The following is a 23,116-nucleotide window of genomic DNA, read 5'->3' as shown; positions in this document are numbered from 1 at the left end:
CGATTGCGTTTCACTCAGGCTTCTGCCGCCCAAAAGCTGCACTTTAGCATTGTGAGAGAAAAATTTTTATCGTCTCTACTTGGCACTACTGAAAAACGTATCATGTCTTATCAATGCCAAGACTTCAGCTTTACAGGCTGTCGTTTACTGAGGCGCTCAGACCCGGTTTGCGGGTTTATCTTGGCGACGTCATTCATCAAAAACTTCCCCCTTAAGCTAGTGATTTTAAGAACTCCAGTCGGCCTGATCACCATACCCGCAAGCAGGCTAACCCCAGACGAAAACCTTTAGCTGACCCAGTACTATGGCCATATTTTACCTTTTCAAGCCAGAACAAAGTGGTACCATTGTACCACTTAAAAAACAATAAGCCTTATCGACACCCAGTAATAGACAGCGCACTATTCAAGACACCAATAATAATTTTCAAGGCATTGCCATTACATGAACATTGCAGCTGCTGCATTTTTTCTTCTGACTCCGGCGCTCTTGCTCTGGACATGCTCACACTATCAGTGGGCTCAAAAAGTGGGGGCAGTGGCGTTATGCTATGGCGCTGGCTTGATCGTAGGAAACAGCGGACTCCTGCCGGATGTGGCTTTACCCCTGCAAAAACAGGTCAGCGAAGGCTCTATTGCCATAGCCCTGCCACTATTAATGATGACTCTGAATGTCACTGCTTGGCTTAGAAGTGCCGGGAAAGCCATCCTTTCCATGTTGCTGGCAACCGTTTCAGTCATGACTCTGGCCACATCCCTGTTCTATGCAAGCAGTTCAGCCAACAGCGTTCATACACAGGAATACTCTCAAATGGCTGCCATGTCGGTAGGTGTCTATACTGGTGGCACTCCGAATCTGGCAGCAATCAAAGCCGGTCTTGATATTCCCCACGAAAGCTATCTGGTATTCCATAGTCTTGACACCGTATTAGGAGCAGGATACCTGATTCTGATGCTGACCATTGCCATACCGTTTTTCCGCAAACGACTCCAGCCCCCACAATCGAATGCAACACCCAATCACACTGAAAAAAATCTCGATAACCACAAAGAAGATCTGAGTAACAACAAAGATACCCCCACAAGCTGCGATCTAACCACCTACGATGACAACTACCAGCCATTACTGCGTTTCAAAAACTTGCCAGAACTGTTAAAAGCATTTGTCATCTGCGCTCTGATTCTGGGCTCTGCATTGCTGATAACCCAGTTTGTGCAACACAGCCTGGGAGTTAATACATCGGGAGCACTGGTTATTGTACTGCTCACCACTTTCGGCATTGCTGCTTCACTGATACCTGCTGTGCGCCGTTTAAGGCTCTCTTACAAACTGGGAATGTACTGGGTCTATGTTTTTTGCTTTACCGTTGCGTCTATGGCCGACATCAACAACCTTGTGGCAGTTGATCCCATCGTATTGGTTTTCATCACCATGACGATTTTAGGCAGTATTACGTTACACGCCTTGCTGTGCCGTTTATTCAAAGTGGATAGCGATACCTTCATGGTAACTTCAGTCGCGGCCATTTGCAGTCCGCCATTCGTACCCCTGATGGCTAAAGCTCTAAACAATTCTTCGCTGATTTTGTCGGGAATGACCACCGGCATTATTGGATATGCACTGGGAAATTATTTAGGGATCGGGTTGGCATTGTTTTTACAGTCACAGTAAAAACAGGCACTTACCCCACAGATGTAATTTCCACGAAAGAGCACCACCACCGTCACATCCAGTGATGTGTACAAATGTTACAGAGAGGACACATGCACAAGCCCATTCCAACACAAGGTCGCCCTGCCGAAGATATCCTTGAGCAACTGGATACATTTAAAGCAGAAGACCCGAATTACAAAGACGGTAAAGTATGGAGTCTTGTCTATTATCTGAACGAAGAACACTCTGATTTTTTGAAACATTCGTATCATAAATTTTCCAGTGAAAACGGTCTCAATCCAACCGCGTTCAAAAGTCTGAAACAGTTTGAAACAGACATCATCAGCGCTACTGCAGATCTGTTGAATGGTACGGATGAGGTTTGCGGCGTTGTCACATCCGGTGGAACTGAGAGTTGCCTGATGGCGGTTAAAACCTACCGGGATATGGCCAGGGCAAACCGGGGAGTAAAAAAACCGGAAATGGTCATTCCCGAAACGGCCCATGTTGCCTGGTTTAAAGCTTCCGAATACTTTGGCGTCAAAATTCGGCTGGTTCCATTACTGGATGATTTGACACCCGATCTCAAAAAGATGGAAAAACTCATCAACCGCAACACCGTTATGTTACTCGGCAGTGCGCCCGAATACCCTCACGGAACCATAGACCCTATTGAGTCTATGGGTGCCATAGCCGAAAAACACAAAATACCGCTGCATGTCGACGCTTGCGTCGGTGGTTTTATTCTGCCGTTTTTCGAGATGAATGGTGTCGATCTCCCGCTGTGGGACTATCGGGTTGCCGGTGTTACTTCCATTTCGGCTGACATTCACAAATACGGGTATGCCGCAAAAGGGGCATCAACCATAACCTATCGCAATCTTGATTACCTGAAGCATCAGATGTTTGTTCATCAGGATTGGCCAGGAGGTGTTTTTGCATCGTCGGCCCTGCTGGGCACTCGTCCCGGTGGGGCCTATTCCGCGGCCTGGGCCACCCTGCAATACTTCGGTCAGGATGGTTATCAAAAATTGGCATACGAAACACACCAGGCCGTAGAGCAACTCAAGCAGGGCGTTAAACAAATTCCGGAACTGGCTGTTATGGGACACCCACAGGGGCCGCTCTTCGCCTACCAATCCATTGACCCTGAAGTCAATATCTACGCGGTGGGTGATCAGATGGACAAAAAAGGCTGGCAGGTCAATCGAAACCAGCATCCCGCAGGCCTGCACGCCATGGTGACAGCCCAGCACCTTAAAGTCGTCGATCAGTATCTGGCGGACCTAAAAGACTGTGTCGCCATAGTGAAAGCCAATCCCGCCCTGGCTGAACAGGGCGGCGCGGCCACCTATGGCATGATGGCCCACATCCCCCTTCGCGGACTTGTGAAAAAGAAGATTCTGGATATCTATGCCAGTATGTATCAGGCCGGAGGTGGTCAGGTGGACCTGTCGCAACAAGCTGACATCGAAGGACAGTCAGCCTCACCCACTCTGCTTGAGAAACTGTTGAACTGGTACGTTAAGCGGAAATCTCGCAAGAATTGAGATCATAGAGGTTTTCGGCCTCTTAAATCTCCGAACCACAGGCATTGCTGAATTCACGCTCCCGTGTAAAATCAATCGACAGGCTCCCCCGTGTGGGCTGGAGCATCTGTTGATCACCATTTACTCAGAGAATGAAGGCAATGCCCTACTCCCCGGAAAACCTGCCCTCCCGACTGGTATTCGTTCGCCACGCTCAAACACACGCCAATGTACAGCGTGTGTGGCATGGGCAGACAGACACCGAGCTGACTGAGACGGGGCATCTGCAAGCTGCCAGATTGGGGCAACATTTTCATCAGATTATGCAGCCTGACGTCATTATCGCCAGCCCTCTGTTGCGGACACGTCTCACAGCACAGGCCATTGCAGATGCCCACAATTTGCCCGTAGCACTGGATCCACGCTTGATGGAGTTTCATCTCGGCGACTGGGAAAATACCTCCTTTGATGACTTGCAGGGGAAAATGGCTGTTGCCGCCCGTCTCCGCGATGAACCTGACTTTACTCCTCCAAATGGAGAGTCCCAGAATATGGTCCGACAACGCATGGTAGAGGCCTTAGAAGACATTATTCAGGAGCACGCTGGCGCACAGGTTGCCATTGTTTCGCATGGGGTAGCCATTGCGGTTACCCTGGCACATTACCTGGTTGACGACACAACAAAATGGCTTCAATACAACATGAATAACACCGGCATTACTGAACTGTGTCTGGCTACTCGCAGCCTGCCATCATTTAATCTCACGCCCCATTTACAGGAAGTAGAGGCCGAGTAACTCGTCTGAACCACTACGCCTCAACCACCTCGGATTTTCATGACCACAACTGCTCTACCTATCGCACAAATTCTTAAAGGTCACGGCCAGAGCCTTCATCAGGCTCTGCGTATGCTCTCAGAACATCAGCCTCCCACCACGTCGGACACGACTATATCCCCCGCTGCATTGATGGCCGATATTGAAACCCTGGCAGACAAACCGGAGGCAGACTCTAACGACTCACCAGACGGTCAGGTGAATAAAAAACTCATCCTCCGCACACATATTCAACGGCTAAATCCGTCCGCACAACTGACCCGGGATGTGCAGCCGGCTTTGATTTTTGTCGATCTGTTCATCTCAGAATTGACTGCCCAGACAAAACCCCACAGCAGCATTACGCACCTGTGCCGAAAAACCAGCCTGATGATCGGCTGTCTGCTACTAACCAGACCAGACATCGCAATTACTGCCGATCACCCATTTTGCCGTCTGATTCAGAAGCTCTATCAGCAATTAACCCTCTGGGAACCCGCTGCTGGCAGACAGGGAAAAGCTTTCTCTGAATGGTTACACAAACTGTGTCAGGAGCTGCCTGTACTGGATATTAATTCCAGCCAGGAGATGGATGGCTATAGCAAACAGCTACAAGCCATTATTGAAAGCGATCTTGAACGCAGCCAAAAAGTCGAGCAGCGCTTACTCGAAGCAGCATCCGGTAGCAATGCACTGGAAACGGCCCGAAAAACCGTCATTGAATTCATAGGACGACGTCTTTCACAACGGGAACTACCAGAAGATGTTGCCCTGTTTATCCAAAACACGCTGATCAGTGATTTACAATATCTTCTGATTCATGAAGGCATTGAGTGTGAACTCTGGAAAAAGTGGAAACGCCTGCTGCAGATATTTTCCTGGGCGTTCCTTTCCGATAGCAGTGAAAGTCATCGCACTAAAGTAGCCACCCTACTCCCTCCTATGATAGAAAAACTGGATGAGAGTTATTGGCAAGGCTTGCCCAAGGCGGAGCAATATCCTGACTTTATTTCTGCTATCCAGCATTATTTTCTTCAGGCAATGACTGGCACACCCATTGTCACAAAGCCGTTCCCTGACCTGCTGCCCACTTCTGCAGAAGCACCTCAAAAGGCCATGCTGAGCCAGAACATAGAGCATGATCTCTCTCACATTAAAGAAGGTGATTGGTTTCTGTTCCGACAGGACAGCAAGGAATACCTGAAAGGCAAATTGCTGTACAAGAGCCCTAAGCTGAACACATTGCTGATGACAAAATACAGTGGTCAAAAGCTGGCTGACTACAGTTTTGATGACTTTTCAGTCGGCCTCGCCGCTAAAAACATACTGCCACTGAAGACCCATCAGCTTTATGCTCTCGCGCTGAATAGCACACTTCAGCGACTGGATAATCACTACCAAAAAAACCTGCAGGCAGAGAAGCATCGCGAAATATTGATGGCCCGACAACAGGCCGCCCTGAAAGCCGAAAAAGAGGCTCAAGTCCTTCATCAACAGGCCGAAAACCTTCCTGAGATCAGTGACAATCTGCGATCCTCTCTACAACAGCAGATTGCTCAACTGAATGTCGGTGCCTGGTTAAAATGGCAACGCACAGAGACTCAAACTGTAGAAATAAAGTTGTCTGTAAAATTGCAAAACAGCGACAAGTACATCTTTACTGATCGTCTGGGACAACGTATTGCCGATTACTCATTAACTCAACTGGTTGAGTTAATGGCTCAAAAACAAATAACAATACTAAGCCAGGGCGAGAATTTTGAAAGCAGTCTGGAAAAAGTGGTGCGAGGATTAAGGAAGCCATAGCAATGAAGCAAGCCGATAAGCGTCAGGAGTACCGCCTGCATCGTCAGGAAACTGTTTTTATTGAAATTGACGGTGGCAGTTATGATGGGCGGCAACCCGCCGAGATACTCATCAGTCAAAGCCTGGATCTCTCCGCCAACGGTCTGCAACTGGTTGTTAACGAACCACTGACGCCAGGCAGAATCCATCAAATTGCCATTCAGCTGGACGATGAACCTGAAGCCTTTAATCTGGTGGCGGAGGTTAAGTGGTGCAGCGAGAACCTGGATTACCAGCAGGATCCAGACATCCCTCTGTGGACAGTCGGGCTGGCGATTCTGGAATCAGACGACACCCTGCTTCCGGCCTGGAAAACGTTTATGGCAAGGCGACTGTCTTCTACCGAGCTTGACGACTGATTAAAACTCTCAAATCAGCTAAGGGCTCTCAAATCAGCTAAGGACTTTCAATAGACTGAAGACATCAGCAGGTTGAAAGCTCTTCATTCGTGAAGACTCTTAATTAGTTGAAGACACTCAATGGGTTGAAGACTCTCAAATAAGTTGAGGACTCTGGATGGGTTGAAGACTCTCAATAAGTTGAGGACTCTGGATGGGTTGAGGACTCTAAAAAGGTCAATATTTCCTCTGCCTCAGCCCGATTGTGACCACAAAAAGCCTCTTCCGGCTGGAATCCTGCACAAAAGTCCGGATACTGCTCCGTACCCCATATACGACATGCCAGAGTATCAGGGTCAAGGTTTACACACATTTCACCGGCCTTCTTACCTTCCGGCATCCCGGGAATTGCCTGACTGATTGAGGGCGCGATACAGCACATCCCGCAGGCTTTTCGGCATTCCATAGGTGTCACCTGAACTCAGATCAATGGTAAGGAAGATGCACTATAACACTGCATTCTAAATACTGGTTTCAAATTTCATTGCTTCCTGAATCTGATCATGGGCAAAGCCACGATACTGCAAAAAGCGGATTTGTTTGGCTCGCTCTTTCATATCCCTGGCAGGTTCTTTAAACTTTTTCCGCAAGACGTCTTTTGCCTGTTCAAACCAGTCATGTTCGGGCTTACACAGCTCATCCAGCACCAGACTCTGTTCTACACCTTTTTCTTTCAGTTCCTGCTGTAAGCGTTGTGGACCGTAGCCTTTACGCTTGCGCATTACCACATAGGCTTCGGTATATCGCTCATCAGACTGCAATAACTCATGCTTCAGGTCTTCAATGACCTGCTCAATTAGAGTTGTTGAGTCCGGGTAGCGAAGTGTCAGTTTTTGCTGAAGTTCCCGGCGGGAATGCTCTCGACGAGCCAGTATGTCCATACCGGTCCAGCGAATTTGACGATAGGAGGCGACCTGCTCCGGCACCTGAGATTCATTCATCAGATATCACCGATTGGGTTGCAATGTGACTTTAAAACAGACGAGAGCCAGAGGCTTTATGAATGATGCCAACTTCAGATAAGGCTGACATCAGGTAAACAGAAATGGCCTGGCAGTGAAAAGGCGCCTGCTTTTTCACTGCCCAATCTGTCAAAGAGAATTAAGCTTCTGCTTTTTCGGCTTCCGCTACTTCTTCTACAGGACCATCCTGAGGTAACAGCTGCCTGCGGATTTCAGCTTCAATGGTGGAAGCGATTTCAGGATTTTCCAGCAGGTATTTACCGACATTGCTCTTACCTTGTCCGATCTTGTCGCCCTGATAGCTGTACCAGGCGCCGGCCTTGTCGATCAGCCCCAGTTTCACACCGTAATCAATGATTTCTCCCATACGGTTGATCCCTTTGCCGTACATAATCTGGAATTCAGTCTGGGTAAACGGAGGCGCAACCTTGTTCTTGACCACTTTGACACGGGTTTCAGATCCGACAACCTCATCACCCTCTTTAACCGCACCGATACGACGGATATCCAGACGTACAGAGGAATAGAATTTCAGGGCATTACCACCGGTGGTGGTTTCGGGGTTGCCGAACATCACACCGATCTTCATACGAATCTGGTTAATAAAGATACAGAGACAGTTGGCATTCTTAATGTTGCCGGTGATTTTACGCAGCGCCTGAGACATCAAACGAGCCTGCAACCCCACGTGGTGATCACCCATCTCACCTTCAATCTCAGCCTTCGGTGTCAGAGCGGCAACAGAATCCACCACGATCACATCAATGGCTCCTGAACGCACCAGCATGTCGGCCACTTCCAGAGCCTGCTCGCCGGTATCCGGCTGGGAGACAATCAGGTCATCGACGTTGACACCCAGCTTTTCAGCATAGATCGGGTCCAGAGCGTGTTCAGCATCAATAAATGCGCAGGTGCCGCCTGCTTTTTGCGCCTCGGCAATGGCCTGCAGAGTCAGGGTCGTTTTACCAGAAGACTCAGGACCGTAGATCTCAACAATACGGCCTTTTGGCAAACCACCAATACCCAGAGCAATATCCAAACCTAAAGAACCGGTGGAAATGGACGGAATACGAACGCGCTCCTTATCCCCCATCCGCATCACAGTGCCTTTACCAAATTGACGTTCGATTTGGCTCAAAGCAGCCTGCAATGCTTTTTCTTTGTTCTGATCCATGAGTCACCCCTTCTTATTGGATGGATTTGATGCTGTAACGAGGAGCGGCTTGCGTTTTTTCCAATACTGATCACCCAACACTGATCATCCAATACTTACCCTGTGTCTGATCTGAATTGGTGTCTTGCAGCCGTCTCTACTCTGACGTGTTGAATGCATTGAAGCACAATTATTTTTACTGTACAAGAAGACAGTACTATTTTTTTGTACAGTACTATTGGTTTGCTGCCAAAACACCCACTTAAGTGGGTGAATCGGCCTCCAGAAGCTGCAGCAGCTGACTCAGCGCAAACTCTGTAGCCTGGGCCCTGACAGCTACCCGATCACCGGAAAAAACCTTTCTCTCGCTGAAGACTCTACCCGCTAATGCCCAGGCAAACCAGACGGTACCCACGGGTTTTTCATCACTGCCGCCATCCGGCCCGGCGATACCACTGGTTGCCACGGCAACATCCGCTCCTCTGGCCAGCACACCCTTAACCATGGCTTCAACAACCGGTTGGCTAACGGCACCCTGGGAGTCTAAAACATCGGCAGGAACGGCCAGCAGCCGCTGTTTGCTGGCATTGGCATAGGTTACCAGCCCTTCATCAAACCAGCCGGAGCTGCCCGCCACATCGGTAATGGCGGCGGCCAGTAAACCACCGGTACAGGATTCTGCAGTGCCTATGCGCCAGCCGCGAGCCAGCAATGCCTGACCAACCTCCCGGGCCAGGGGTAATGTCTGTGAACTCATGATATCTCCGGATCAGCCCACGGGAAAAGAAAGGGCCATGATGCGGCATGGTGACGGTCGGTACAAGCCCAACCCGATGGGCGCCGGAGCGATTTACGCTGCCGGCGTGAGAAGGGTTTGGCAATCAGAACTTGCCAATGGCGTTCACAAAGAATCCCTGGCTGTTGTAGTCCAGGTCCGTAAGATCATCAGTGAAATCAGTGGCATTGTAGCCAACGCCCAGCTTGAAGTTGTCGCCCAGCTGACGATAGAGCGCCAGCAACAGACCACTGCGCTGATCCTCAGCGTCCGGCAAGGCCAGCATCCGCCCTTCCAGCATCAGATCCCAGCGACGTGTCAGGTGCCAGTCGGCCCGCAGGATATACAGATAGGCGTCACTGCTGAAGAATTCGGGATCCTCCCGATCGAGACTCAATTCCCCGCGACGGAAAGCGTACTTACCGCCCAGACTCCAGCGTTCGGTCAGGGCATAGGTCATATCCGCCGAGATCACGTGGCTCTTTTGCAGGTATTCGGCGGCGGTATTGGCCACCGTGACCTGGTCTGTTGTGGGCATGTTGTAAAAATAGGTGTACTTGAGCAAGGCGTTCAGTCGCCCGCTGTCTGTGGGGCGGAAAGCGTAACCCAGTACCGCCTCGGTGAAGCTGCCATCGTAGAACTCACCCAGTGAACTCTGGCTCTCCGACATATTCAGTTTGCCGACAAGACGCCAGTTCTCGCTAAGCTGAACTTTAAGGCTGTTCTTGGTCAGCCAGGTCTTGCGCTCACTCATCAAACCGGTAGTGGCATTCTCGGAGTCATCCGTGCGGTATTCCAGAGCACTGGCAATGGTCGTATCCGCAAAACGATAGCCGACATTGAAACCGAAAGCCGTGCGCTCGGTGAGTGCTGCGGTCTGCATGTCTTCCAGAGAAGAGATGTCGAGACTGAGTCCGAAATTCCAATGATCATTCGGTGCCAGATCAACCCCGGTCGAGTGTGTCAGCCCGGTTGGCACATCGCCGTGAGAATAGCGCTCCTCCAGATAGATACTGGTGGTATCGGAATAACGCGTGCGGAAACCCGAGACCAGATTGCCCTTTCTGGCACGCAGGCCATTGTCGCTGCGCTCATTTTCAACCACGTAACTGGTGTACAAACTGCTGCGGTCTGATACCAGGTACTCGACACCGACACTACCCAGTGTCCCCATATCGCCGGTGGACACTTCGTTGGTCAGCGTCAGGGCTTCACTCATCCGGTAGTGGCTGCCGACCCCCACACGATTATTGTCCTGCCGGGTTTCCGAGGCTGTCAGGGTATTTTGTATATACCCATAAGCACTCCAGTCAGACAGCGAGTTATAGTCGGCCTGCAGGCGTGAATCTACGCGTTCGCCCTGCTCTTGTGTGACAGCGACAGCCGGGGAATCATCGGTCCGCTCGCTGTAACGCAAACCACCACTGAATCGCCAGTGATCATTGATGCCATAGTCGGCATTCACTTCCGCAGCGCTGTTGGCCAGGCCCTGATCCTGCTCTTTGACGTCGAGCTTGCCCCGCAGATTCAGTTGCGTGGTCACCGGAACAATCAGGGTCCCGCCAAACTGGTCGGTATCGCGATTGGTCTGCTGTCCAGGCGAAGAGAAGCCGGCCTCTACAGATTGCATGTAAGCGGTTAACTGTCCATTGAGAGAGGAGTGAACGTCTTCCAAGGCCAATCGGCTATCAATACGGAAGCCTCCGGCACTGGCATCAGGGTTGTCCACCGATGCATTGTTGAACGTGTACCCCCCGTCGTTTGATCCCAGAGTAGCAACACCTTCGCCCTTGGTCTGCGAGACTTCCAGTTTGACCCAGGTCGCCGGGCTTTTGCGCAACGTCAGATCGACACCATTGACACTGCTGTCAACGCCATCCTCCTGATTGTTATAAGCGGTCATGCCAACACGGACATTATCCCCCATCCAGTAATGAGCCTGCCCACCGGCAGCCAGAGTATCCAGCTCATTCAAACCCGGGGTGTACTCATAGCGACTGACCAGATAGGCCCGGTTGCCCGCGCCGTCGTCACTGCCCAACAACATTTCATCGGCGTAGGTAGAAGATAGAGGCTCTGACAACAGAACACGCCCCTGGATGTAATCGATGTCGTAATCGAGACCGGCCACCAGTCGCTTCGCTGCCAGCACCATGCCGGAATCGCTGTCTCTGACCTCAACCCAGATTTGCTCGGAGCCTTGCAGGATATCCTGATGACGGAGGAAATAGAGTGAGCCATCGGTTCCCATCAGTTCGTCGCGGCTGGCGACCGTTCCCGGATCGGCCACAAACCCGTCAACCATATAGCGCTGATCACCATAGCTTGTCAGGTCATCCGACTGTACATGGCCGTTCACACCGTACAGTGTGCGATCGATACGCGCCAGACTGCTGTCGGAGTAGTCCACATTGAAATTACCCCACAAGCCATAGTCGTCGCGATTCTGTAATTTCACATAGAACTTGCCAAGGGTCGGCGCCGCTTCTTCGACGGTACTGTCATCGCCGAAGGTAGGATAGTAATAATCCGGATCTATTCGGCGGAACAGCGCTTCTGACGTTTTATCCAGGAAGTTGCTGAACAACTCATCCACAGGACCTTCACGAGTGTCCGCACTGGCCGACAATTCCCAGTCATTGCCGAACTTGCCGTTGGTGTAAAACGCCAAACGCCCATCAACACTCAATCCATTGTCATAGTGGTCGTCGTCCTGCGTCACAATGGCAGCCGGACCATCGGTTTTGTCCATCGCCAGAGTGAAATCAGCGATACCCACATAGAACCAGTCATTTTCCTTGAACTGCAAGTCACGCTGAAAGAGTTCACCATTGCCCTGCTCATCCAGAACCGCCACCTCAACCGTGTGCAATCCAGCAGGTAACAACTCTTCTGCGACAAACGCGTTTCCCGTCCCCAGAGGTACCGGACGCCCAGCCACCCAGACTGAGTGCCCGTCTGGAATACTGTCGCCATACACCTTGATCGAGCCACCGCTCAGGGGAATGTGCTGTTCAGCCAGACGGCTTTCACCGTAACCGGTTCGTAATTCCCGCTCCTTGTCTGCAGTCAAAAGCTGATCGGTATCTACCTTGTCAACAACCCACAGGGATTGCGGTTGTGTCTGATCGTAGCGCCCCTGTTCATCATACACACGAACCAGATAGTTAAGGTGGCGACGCGGAGCCTGGAAATTTTCGAACTCGGCGAGCCATTCACCACGACCGTCGTCATTCAGAGGAACAATCTCCAGCGGCTCGGTACGTGTCGACTGCCCTGCTTCGAATACACGGACCTCAGCGCGGTCAATACGGCTGGGGTAGTTGCTGTAGAGTTGAAAATACACCCGATTGTCGATCGCCCGCGTGTTGTAATCGTCCTGATAACGCACACTGCGAGGCCAGGCCGTGACATTCAGACGCGGTTTGAAATCCATATTGTCATGCTTGAAACGAATATCGGCCTGATCAAGTGCCACATCCGTACAACGCTGCACATCTGCCACACTGGTGCCTGGGTCGTTCAGGGTTTTGCCGTCGACCGTAATACGCATCAGATTGAGTGCATAAGGGTTTTCGGTCTCAACTTCGCGATTGATGCGCGTAATATCCATATCGTCCAGATCGTCGAGTACGGCAAGCTCGTCATAAATGACTTCAACCTTGACACGGGATTGTTCAGACTCCACAAACCCGGCATTCACGACATCGTCAACCTGCACATAGCCACGGCCTTCAAACTCCGCCTGCTCCTCCAACAGACCGATTTGCTGACTGACCATTTCCATAACACGCCGTGCACGAGCGGTAGATAGGCCAATGTCATCCCCATAGATCGCTGCGGTTCGTCGATCCAGACGTTTATTGGCGATGTAACCGGTAAAACGGAGACGCACATTGGTCTTATCACTGATCTGTGCCATCAGCTGCTGCAAACGCGGTCCCAGCCCCTGTGGCAGTTGTGGCTGGCCACCGCTGAACAATACCGGGGCGATGTCGCCTGAAGGCGGATGGTAAACCTTGACCACAGTTTCGGCCCCCGACAACTCCGGGCAAATTTGCGGCTCATCCGGCAAGGCCTGCAGAGGATCGTCATACCAGAATTCCACTTCAATACGGCGGTTTAGCATGCGGCCTTTTTCGGTATCGTTAGACGCAACGGGTTTACCCACACCCTGGCCGTCACTGTCGATGGTCACACCGGACAAGTTAAGGGTATCCTGCACCGCCAGCGCGACACGTCGCGCGCGAGCATGAGACAGGCTCAGATGGTTGCCATAGATACTGGCATCACGCCCAGCCAGAGGACGATTGTCAGTGTGGCCAACGAAACGCACCATGACATTCTGCTTGGTTTTGAGGTTGTTAAGCGCTTCGTGTATCTGCTTCAGAAACTGTACTGGTACCTCAGTGGTGTTGGCATCGTAACGCAGAGGCGCTACCAGGTTTTTCACTTTGGCCCGTCTGTCGTGACCTTCCTTATAACGAAGTTTACAGACCGTTTCGACCCGACAGACTTTAATCCGGTTCATATGCTCGGACACCAGCACTTCACGCTCTACCTGGGTTTCGCTGATCTCGTCATACCATACTTCCACATTCACACGGCGGTTTTTTGCCCGACCGGCGGCCGTACTATTACTGGCCACAGGGTCTGACTCCCCAAGGCCTTCATAGGAAACGGATTCCGAAGGCAATGACAGCGCTTTGAGAAAATATTCAGCAACGGTTCCTGCCCGCTCGCGAGACAATTCAATATTGTCACGATAGAGCTTCTGCAACTCAGGACTCAACTGAGCGTTGTCGGTATGTCCCACAAAGTGCAGGCGCACATTGGATCGCCCTTCCACTTTTTTCAGGGTTTCTCTGATCAGACCAACATAATGATCGGGGATATTGGCATCTCCGGAAGCAAAATGAATCGCAGGAACGACATCTTTCAACTTCACCGTCTTGGCAATTTCTGCTTCGACCTGCTGGGTTTCAAGATAATCACCGGTCTTGCCATCATCTTCCAACTGCCAGGCGCTAGCACCATTCATATTCGTCTGTTGATGCTCAGCGTTATCACCATAGACATTCGCTCGGGTCGCCGGTGGTGTTGTCAGTGATTGGTAGGCATCCTGGCTCCAGCTCAAAGGCTTCATCATCCACTGGTTGAAGCCGCCTGGTGCAGATTTTTCCGTTATTTCGTCCTGAGCCATCAATTGAGCCGCGGGACACAACAACACCAAAGTCATCAGCCACTTGTTAAGGGCTGCACATCCACCTGATCGCAACGCTGTAACATCCTTAATTTTGTTTGTCTGAATCATTTCAATACTCCCGACCGATCAGGCGGGGATCCGCGGCGCCAATAGATTTCAGTTTCAACATTCAACACGTAGCAACACGCCAGCCCATCCCACTTTTCTGCAATGGATTCCTTAATAGCTGCAACCCGGGCTTCCACCAGATCTTCACTTTCGACATCTGCCAAATAAGAAACTCGCAAAATAGAAGGTGCTTTTTCCAGCTCTTCAATCAACAGGGGTAAGCGCGGCTTCCACTGCGGGCGCATTTCTGTTGAGCCAGGTTCGAAGACCGCATCAGCTACATCCAGACGCACTACACGATGCAGCGCTGAACCGAAATTGAACTGGGCAGCCTTACCCCGCGTGAGTCGAACAACACGAGGGTTTTCAGTCGTGATGCGATAACCACTGGGCAAGCTGCGCTCGTCGAGCTTTAACACAAAATTCGAACCGCGCAGCTCATTGGGAACGGCCGAACAGGTCAGGTGGAAACGACCATGCTGATCCGAGGTAATCAACAGACCACGGGCGGTAACGACCCGGGCTCCGGCAATGCCCTTCTCGCCTTTATCGGGATATCCATTCAGGTTTTTATCCTCGTATACCCGTCCATAAATATCGGAACAGTCCAGCGTCGGATCGGGAACCAGACGAACCGTGGCACTGGCCGTATTGGAAACAGGATTATTCGTCAGCGAATTCATCACGTGCGCCCGGTTGATGTATTCACCTTCGGCAACACCGGCACCGGGAATAAACAACATTTCCAGCTTGCTTTCTTCATTGAGACTCAGGTCGAGATCCTTCCACTGCAACTGACCTCCGATCAGGTCTGGCTCCAATGAATTACCATTAAAGCGGGCAGAACCCTCGACGTATTTGAATCCCGGTGGGAATGTATCCACCAGCGTGAGGTCCTGAAGCTGGGTAATGTATTCATTTTTGATGGTGATGGTATAGGGCACCAGGTCACCGCGACTGACATTCACCTTTCCGGCAATTTTGCGAATTGCCACTGCCGAATCCAGTACAGGATCCAGAGGGATGTGATTGTTGAACAACTGGCTCTCACCAGGCATCAAAACATTACTGAAAGCCAGATGCAGGTAGTAATTGGTACCGGCACTGCGCGCTGCGACAGATTGTGACGGTGCATCGTATCCATCAACCGCTTCGCAGATATCAGCCGTGGCTGGCACTGCATCATCGGCGTTGTTCAAACAATTCGGAACATCAAAGGCCGCTGTCGTTTCATCGCTCAGGGGAGGAATCAGCTTTGATACACCCGCTTCATACCCAGACGAAGGTGACACTATCTGGATCAAATAACTTCCAGCGGTTGTGCAGGACGGGCTACTGAAATTAATGTCGAAACGATAATAACCACCCGACGAAACAACCTGGCCCTGCTGGTTGGGATCATCAAAACAGCTGTCTGGCAAAGCCTGCAAGGTATCAGCACTGACCATGGTCAACGAAGCGCCGGAAACCGGCTCCCGGGACACCGAATCGTACACCACACCATTAGGCAAAATGGGCAAATTGAGACTGTCCAGAAAACTATTTTCACTGACGAGAATGCCGGAAATATAATGCAGCCCATTGGTAAATGGCGAGTGAGCCAAGCCCAACGCAGCGCTGTTTAACGTTGCTCCCTGAGCCATAAACCGGACGCTGTAATCTGCACCAGACACATCGTTAGGCTGTAACCCTACAAACCGGTAAACACCATTGGCATCTGTTTGTGTAGAAGCCAGTGCAATGGAGTTCCGATACAAAACTACATCCCAGTTGCCCAGTAGCGTTTCAGCACCATCAACCGCCTTATTGTGGTTAACATCGTGCCAAACACTGCCCCCGATAGTGGCTGTACCACCGGGTGTCGCCCCGACAACCACCGAGACAGAGGCTGTTTCGGATTGACTTCCCGCGTTCCATTGAACCCGAGCATCCTGGGTAATGGTGGTGCCCGTTGTCTGATTGCTGTCAATCAGCGTGCGATAGCGCAAAATAACCGAATCACCTGCGGCTAAATCACCAAAGTCGGTACCGTAGTCGCCACTGATCACCGGATCGACAAAGATGACATTGGAACTTCCGCCATTGAGACGTGCAGATCCTGCGATGTAGTCGAGCTGTCCTGCGACGGGCATATCCAGATTACTGTCAATGACCACATCCCGCCCGGGTAGCTGACCAATGTTGGTGACGGTAACCACATATTCGAGTTCATCACCCGGGAGAATTACACCGCCATTGAGGTCAAAAACCTCTTCAGTGATGGTGATCAGCTGGCTATTACCTACCACACTGATGGTTGGCTGATCTCCATTACTGTCAATGCCGTCCGCATCAGTGGGCTCATCTTCCTGAGCATCGCTACTGACGATTCCCTGGTTACTGATTACGGTTCCGACCGCGGCGGTGGAGTCGACCAGCACATCAAATACCACTGTTGCAGAACTGCCGGAAGAGATAACGCCATCGGATACACCATCACTGGATTGAATGGTAATCCCATTCACCAAAGGCGAAACACCACCGTCAGGTTGACCAACAGCCTGACCATTCAGATAAACACTGTTCGCAACATAGGAGGTATTCGCCGGGACAGCATCGACCAAACGGGTACCACTTGCATCTACTGTCCCCAGATTGCTGACAACAATGGTGTAGCGCAAGGTATCACCAGGATCGACGATACCAATACTGCCATTATCCTGCTGCAAACTGACGGTCTTGTGAGCATCCAGCAGAGCAACATCTCCCACGATATCCACGGTGGGATCATTAACCGTCGCCGTGGTAGGATCATCGGAAGGTGTCTCGGCAAAATCACCGCTCGTGCCCGCGCCTTTGCCGCTGACAAAACCCTGGTTAGAAATGGCGGTTCCACCGACGACCCCGGTATTCACAGTGACATCGAAACCGATCGTGGCGACGTGTCCCACCCCGGCTTGCAATACCCCTGCGGTAGCATCCTGCGGAGCATGCACCAGCAGACCATCCTGCAAGCGAGAGACACCAGCCGCCACATCGGATACCTGAGCACCGTTCAAAGTCGTGCTGCCAGGGACATAACGGGTAAAGGTAGGAATCAGGTCTTTCAGAATGACGTCTTTGGCGTTTTCATTACCCTCATTCGTCACGGTAATGGTATAGCGAAGGGTGTCGCCGGGTTGCAAACTGGCTGCATCACCCGTCACATCGTCAGAAACCTTTTCGACACGCATCAGTGGCGCAGAAGAAATGACTGTCGATGTGGTATTACTCGGGGTTGACGGCAGGTTATCACCACTGATTTCGGCAGTGTTCAGCACACGGGTGCCACTGTCCAATACCGGTGCCAACTGAGCGGTAAACTCTACAATGAATGTGTCATCACCGGATGGATCGCCTGCCGCCGCCAAAGTAAAACCCGAGACATGCAACTGACCAGTATTGTTCGCCCCACCATTACCATCGGTTGCACTGACATCCGCCGTACTGGGGTAATTGATCAGATTCAGGCTACCGGCAGCAAACTCAGCGGCAAGAGTATCGATCAGTTCCGCGTTGGTCACAGCAACCAGACTGTTATTGCTGATCTCCAGCGTGTAACGCAGTACGTCTCCGGGTTCTGCGTCTGTGGCAGGGTCCTGGCCGCTGTTAACATTCATCACAGACTTTACGACCGAGACATCGAGGCGACTGAACACACTGGAAATGGCGGGTCCGGCAACATAATCGTTAACAGCCGGAGAGTTGCTGCCAGTCCGTTCCAAACTGCTGGCGCCATCCAGTCCCGTCCAGCGCACTACCGCACTGTTGCTCAGGGTCTGTCCCGGCTGAACATCATTCAACACAACGACATCGTAACTCACAGTGACAGTCGATCCTTCGCCAACATCAATATCTGCTGTAGAACTGGCCAGATCCCATGTCAGAGTTTGTGGACTGTTTGAACCGTCGCCACCGTTATCAACCGGATCAGCAATCGTATTACCAGTGCCATCCACCACAGCGGTGCCTGCCTGATAAAGCAGGCCTAGACTGAGGCTATCCTCAATGGATAAGTCAAAAGCATCACTGAATTCATCATCAGCAACACCACCAGCTGCGGTAAATTCCAGCGTGTAACGCAGTACGTCTCCGGGAGCTGGCAAGGCACCGGGAGTTGTCACATTGACAAAACTTTTATCAATCGCAATAGACGGCTCAATCACAGCCAAAGGTTCACTGCTGCCACGGGTATCTGCAGCGGGATCCAGACCGGTATAAGAATAGGATGCGGTATTGGTAATTGCATCACCCGCATTGGCGTCAGCGGTGTTCAGTAGCCGCACATTCAGAGTAATCGTGACCTGCTCACCGGCGGCGATGGTACCGATAGCCAAACTAACCTGATTGGGAGCTACGCTGTTATCCGCAATGGAAACTGAACCATTGTTGCTGTCGACTGCAGTAGCATCCAGATATTCGAACGCATCTGCCAGAGTATCGGTGACTACGACATTATCGAGTGCCGCATTGACTGGCACCGCCGGCACAACAAGCTCGAAACTGACCTCTTCACCTATAGTGGCTTCAGAACCCGAGATCAGACGCTTGGAAAGACGCGCGATACCAATCTGGTTGGTCATATAAACCTGAGCCACATCAGCAGGGTTATAAATACGACCATCAACAGATGCGGGGCGAGAGCGATATTCCGTCAGCGAAGCGCTGTTTGTCCAGGTTGAAAACGGCGCTGTATCACTATGAAAACCAATGCCATAAGTCACATTGACACACTCGCCGGGATCAACCGCAACAGAGTCTTGTAAAGTCATCTGCATACTGCCACCGCGTGCGGGCAGCGACAGGGAGTAATCCACTCCGGACGATAAAACACTTCCACCAACAGATACGATGGGAGCATTGACCTGCAAGTCTGTCTCATCCAGTTCAGCAGCCAACTGATCCTGAATGATCACACCATAGGCAGGTGCCAGACCGTTATTACACGATGAAATTTCAAAATTCATCCTGTCATTAACAATATCGACCTGATAGGGATCAATGGATGTACCGCTACCGACCCTGCCACCGGCCATATCCTGCTTGGTGATCTGACTCATCAATGGCTGAAGAACTGCAACGGTATCGGTGGCCGTCAAACGTCCAGGATAAACTGACGGATCTCCACCGGTATAGGACAAAGAAGCCGTATTGGTCAGGCTGTTGGTGGTTGCTGTATTAATACCCGCAGGCGCATTATCGGTAACAACAACCGCCTGGTATTCAATCACCAGAGTATCAATGTCGGTGCCATCGCCACTGGGAGTGTTGACAATATCACCAAGATCCCAGGTTAACGTGCCACTGTCTCCGCTGGCAGGCTGAGCATTGACCGTATAAGTAAAATTGTCACTGCCCGACGCTGGCGTGATCGCCACCAACGATTGGTACTCCATACCATCAGGTAACTGATCCAGAACCACAACATTTGACGTTGTGTATTCCTGAAGATTGAGGCTCAGCTGGTAATTAACCGTATCGCCAACACGTACAACCGGATCTCCACTACTGGCCGGAGTTTCGTTATAGCTGTCACTGACCACCAGCTTGGTGATGGACGTATTATCATTACTCGACACCGTAACGCTGGCAGGTCCTGCGCAGTAATCATTGGGCTCACTGATAGCAGGACATCCCCGGCCATCACGCTCAAGTGCACTGGCTCCATTCAAAGAGGACCACTCAGCCACCACTGAGTTGGCAATACCGGATGGCGAAGGGGCATCAACATTAACCTGATAGGTCAAAACCAAAGTTTGATTAACCGGAATATCCAGACTGTCATCTTCGTTCAGATGACCCCAGATTAATTCACCGGAAGTTGAAGTATCAGGGGTGTTGATAAATCCTGCGACGCCGGTGCCGTTAATTTCTACGCTAGCACTTGAAGCAACCAGAGAAACCGTAGACGGCAGTGTATCTGTGATACTGACATCGTAGGCGGGTGAATTACCGGTATTGGTGAGTGTCACCTGATATTCCAGAACATCACCAACGGCAGCATTGTCCGTAGAAGCTTTGCCCGCAGGTGAAACAAAACTGACTGACTTCCCGATCTGTAAATCAGGTTCTATAACCGTCATGACACCACTGCTGGAACCACCACCATTAAGTTGCGTGGCTGCCAGGTTATTGGTGCGGTTGTAGGTATACTGTGCGCTGTTGGTGAATGTCACCCCGGACTGGTTGGCGGTGGAATTTTCCAGCGCAACCGAGATGGCAATAACAGCTTGGGCCCCTGCTGCAATATCAATACCCGTAGAAGTATCCTCAATCACAACATTGGTCGCGGTGCCGGTATTACTCAGTGCCCAACTGCCGCCCGACTGTACACTTGCCTGAACAAAGCGCAAATCAGCAGAAATTGAAGATAAATCATCCAGAATACGAACATCGTACAGTGGGGTATTAATGGGTGAGGCTGGTACAGTCACCAGATAGGTGAACGTTTCACCAATGGTGGTGTTGGACTGGGTGGTGGCCTTGGCGAGAGGTCCCGGAGTTTGGATGGTAACGGGAGTCGGATCTTCATCACCGTCAACATCAGGATCGGATACGCCATTGATGTACGGATCGTCACTCAGAGCACTGAAATCATCGCTAGTATCAGCGGTATTTTGATCGGCTGCCAAACTGGCCTGAATCTCAATCACATCACCATTGGTCAATGCCGTACTAAGATTGACTTCAAATACAATGTTTAAATCATTGCCCTGGGCAACGTTGAGAGAACCCGAGCCGCCATTGATAATCAGTTGCCCGGAAACAGAATCAAACGAGTAACTGGCTCCGGCATCATCAACCATCGAAAAACTGGACAAGTCAAATTCGGCAGGATTGAGTGTCTGATTGATCTCGATATTGTTGATGGTTTGATCAACATTGAACAGTCGCAGCCTATAGCGAATTCTATCACCCGCGTTTGCCGTTTGGGCCGGCAATGCACCCGTTACGGTATTGGTAGCGGTTTGTTCAAAGTAATACCCGGACAATGCCGTCGTAATTGTATAGTTATCCTGGAAATCCACGATTCCCGGGGTTCCATCAGTCACAGTCCGGGTAAACTCCCGACGTGTAGTCACACTGTTGGGGCCGCTATACCAGAGTTCGGCGCCCGCAATATTGGTTAAGGGCTGAGTATCCGCTGTAGTATCTGCATCCAGCCCACTCACAAAAGAAATCATCAACCTCTCGTTTGGTCCGATCACAGACTGAGCGGATAAGGTAGAGATACTGAATTCACATGTTGGGGAGGCGGAGTAATTTACTGAGAAATCTGTATTCAGTGTCAGTGGTCCTGAAACACTGGTCACGCCATCCGCTTCAAAAACCTCAGCGGTTACAGTGGCAGACGGATCAATATCACACATACCCGCCGGTGCAGCAGGAAGATCCGGCAGGAAATCGGTAACCGTGACATTCCAGGCGTCCGCGCCGCCAACGTTTTGTACATCAATGGTATAAGTCACTGGAACGCCCAGATTTACAGCTGTCTGATCAGACGTTTTGCTGACAACCAGAGAAGGCTCTGAAATCGTAATAGGATCAGCAACACCGGACTCACCCGGCAGAGGATTAAAGAACTCGTCTTCAATAATTCCGTCACCATCCAGATCGACTGTGCCGTCTTCGATGATTCCGTTTTCATCCAGATCAATGGATCGGGAAAACTCCCACTCCGCAATATTGAGTATCTGAGTACCCGCCGTATTGATCGAGCTGTCATCGTCAACTTCGACCGTAATATCAACATTGATCTGCTGACCGGCAAGGATGGTGTTGTCGAATGCAAAGGTCAGTAAACCACCATCAGGGGTAGACTGGGAAAATGTGTGTGGCACCGGCAACCCGCTATCCGCAAAGGTAACCGTTGGAGTGCCTATGAGGGTCAGAGATGCGCCCGTTGCATCCAGATCATCGGTCATAACCACATCACCGATATTATTAGGCGATGGAACCCCCTCAGGAAACAACATTGAAGGCAAGACCAGACGGTATGTAAACTGCTCTCCAATACCAATAGACGAAACTGGAGACTGCTTATCAATAGATTCAGGCGGAACAATAATATCCTGACACTTCACAGAGAAAGCGTCTTCCCGTGAATTTACCACCCACAGCTTATGCGGAATATTCGCACAGGCCATATTACCGGTATAATACACATTATCGAAAATGATCAGATAAATTGAGGGATCGTTGGTCTGGAAATTGATATTTGTACTGAGAGGCCTGGAAATTGGCCAGTTTTTGAACGTACAGGTGTCATCGATGGTGATTTGAGTCGGCGCATTAGCAATAACATTACCGTCAATTACGCCGAAATATGGTGCATCAGTACAAAACTTCTCTGCAGCCTGAACCGTACTTACGCCACCCAGAAGAAAAGAACATAGAACGAACGCAGCAACTATCCATGAACTCAGTCCTTGACACTGACGCATAGAATCCCCAAGAAAATCAAGTGATTTTTAACCCAAAACACGACCGGGAAATAACATTAGCTTCACATCTAAAGAGAAGTTTAATTACCAGGATCATTCAAAGCTTTCCCCAATCAAAAGCTTATTTAAAGAGTGACCTAGCATCCCTTATAAGAAATCAGGAAACTGAATCTTGTTATTTCGGTGTTTTAATTAATTAACTTTTTATAA

General features: G+C 50.7%; 11 protein-coding genes. 5 read left to right on the top strand and 6 right to left on the bottom strand.

Features of this window, described 5'->3' with window-relative positions; genetic code table 11:
• Positions 1-444 precede the first annotated feature (444 nt).
• From KOI40_RS10650 to KOI40_RS10630, 5 genes are all read left to right on the top strand, one after another.
• Positions 445-1,671, top strand: a complete 1,227-nt coding sequence (locus tag KOI40_RS10650) for a DUF819 family protein (protein ID WP_216097492.1) — start codon at positions 445-447, stop codon at positions 1,669-1,671.
• Between the two features lie 92 nt (positions 1,672-1,763).
• Positions 1,764-3,203: a pyridoxal phosphate-dependent decarboxylase family protein gene (locus KOI40_RS10645; RefSeq protein WP_216097491.1), complete on the top strand. Its 1,440-nt coding sequence runs from the start codon at positions 1,764-1,766 to the stop codon at positions 3,201-3,203.
• Between the two features lie 140 nt (positions 3,204-3,343).
• Positions 3,344-3,979: a histidine phosphatase family protein gene (locus KOI40_RS10640; RefSeq protein ID WP_216097490.1), complete on the top strand. Its 636-nt coding sequence runs from the start codon at positions 3,344-3,346 to the stop codon at positions 3,977-3,979.
• Positions 3,980-4,018: 39 nt separating this feature from the next.
• Positions 4,019-5,803: a DUF1631 family protein gene (locus tag KOI40_RS10635; protein WP_216097489.1), complete on the top strand. Its 1,785-nt coding sequence runs from the start codon at positions 4,019-4,021 to the stop codon at positions 5,801-5,803.
• A gap of 2 nt (positions 5,804-5,805) precedes the next feature.
• Positions 5,806-6,201 (top strand): PilZ domain-containing protein, encoded by a 396-nt coding sequence (locus KOI40_RS10630; RefSeq protein ID WP_216097488.1) that lies wholly within the window; start codon positions 5,806-5,808, stop codon positions 6,199-6,201.
• A gap of 172 nt (positions 6,202-6,373) precedes the next feature.
• Here the strand turns inward: KOI40_RS10630 and KOI40_RS18890 are convergent, their stop codons facing one another.
• From KOI40_RS18890 to KOI40_RS10605, 6 genes are all read right to left on the bottom strand, one after another.
• Entirely contained in the window at positions 6,374-6,646 is a 273-nt protein-coding gene (locus tag KOI40_RS18890; RefSeq protein WP_233710183.1) for a YkgJ family cysteine cluster protein, read from the bottom strand.
• Positions 6,647-6,701: 55 nt separating this feature from the next.
• Positions 6,702-7,181: a regulatory protein RecX gene (locus KOI40_RS10625; protein WP_216097487.1), complete on the bottom strand. Its 480-nt coding sequence runs from the start codon at positions 7,179-7,181 to the stop codon at positions 6,702-6,704.
• Between the two features lie 160 nt (positions 7,182-7,341).
• Positions 7,342-8,376: a recombinase RecA gene (gene recA / locus KOI40_RS10620; protein WP_216097486.1), complete on the bottom strand. Its 1,035-nt coding sequence runs from the start codon at positions 8,374-8,376 to the stop codon at positions 7,342-7,344.
• 241 nt (positions 8,377-8,617) lie between these two features.
• Positions 8,618-9,112 (bottom strand): CinA family protein, encoded by a 495-nt coding sequence (locus KOI40_RS10615; protein WP_216097485.1) that lies wholly within the window; start codon positions 9,110-9,112, stop codon positions 8,618-8,620.
• Positions 9,113-9,236: 124 nt separating this feature from the next.
• A complete protein-coding gene (locus tag KOI40_RS18755; protein ID WP_216097484.1) occupies positions 9,237-14,444 on the bottom strand; it encodes an OmpA family protein in 5,208 nt (1,735 codons plus the stop codon).
• Positions 14,441-22,906 carry an isopeptide-forming domain-containing fimbrial protein gene (locus tag KOI40_RS10605; RefSeq protein ID WP_216097483.1) on the bottom strand — a complete coding sequence of 2,822 codons (8,466 nt, stop codon included), beginning with the start codon at positions 22,904-22,906 and terminating at the stop codon, positions 14,441-14,443. The genes KOI40_RS18755 and KOI40_RS10605 overlap by 4 nt, the downstream gene beginning before the upstream one ends.
• Between the last annotated feature and the right edge of the window lie 210 nt (positions 22,907-23,116).

Source organism: Pseudomaricurvus albidus (genome assembly GCF_018863235.1).
GTDB lineage: Bacteria > Pseudomonadota > Gammaproteobacteria > Pseudomonadales > Cellvibrionaceae > Pseudomaricurvus > Pseudomaricurvus albidus.
This window is presented reverse-complemented; position numbering and strand designations above follow the sequence as displayed.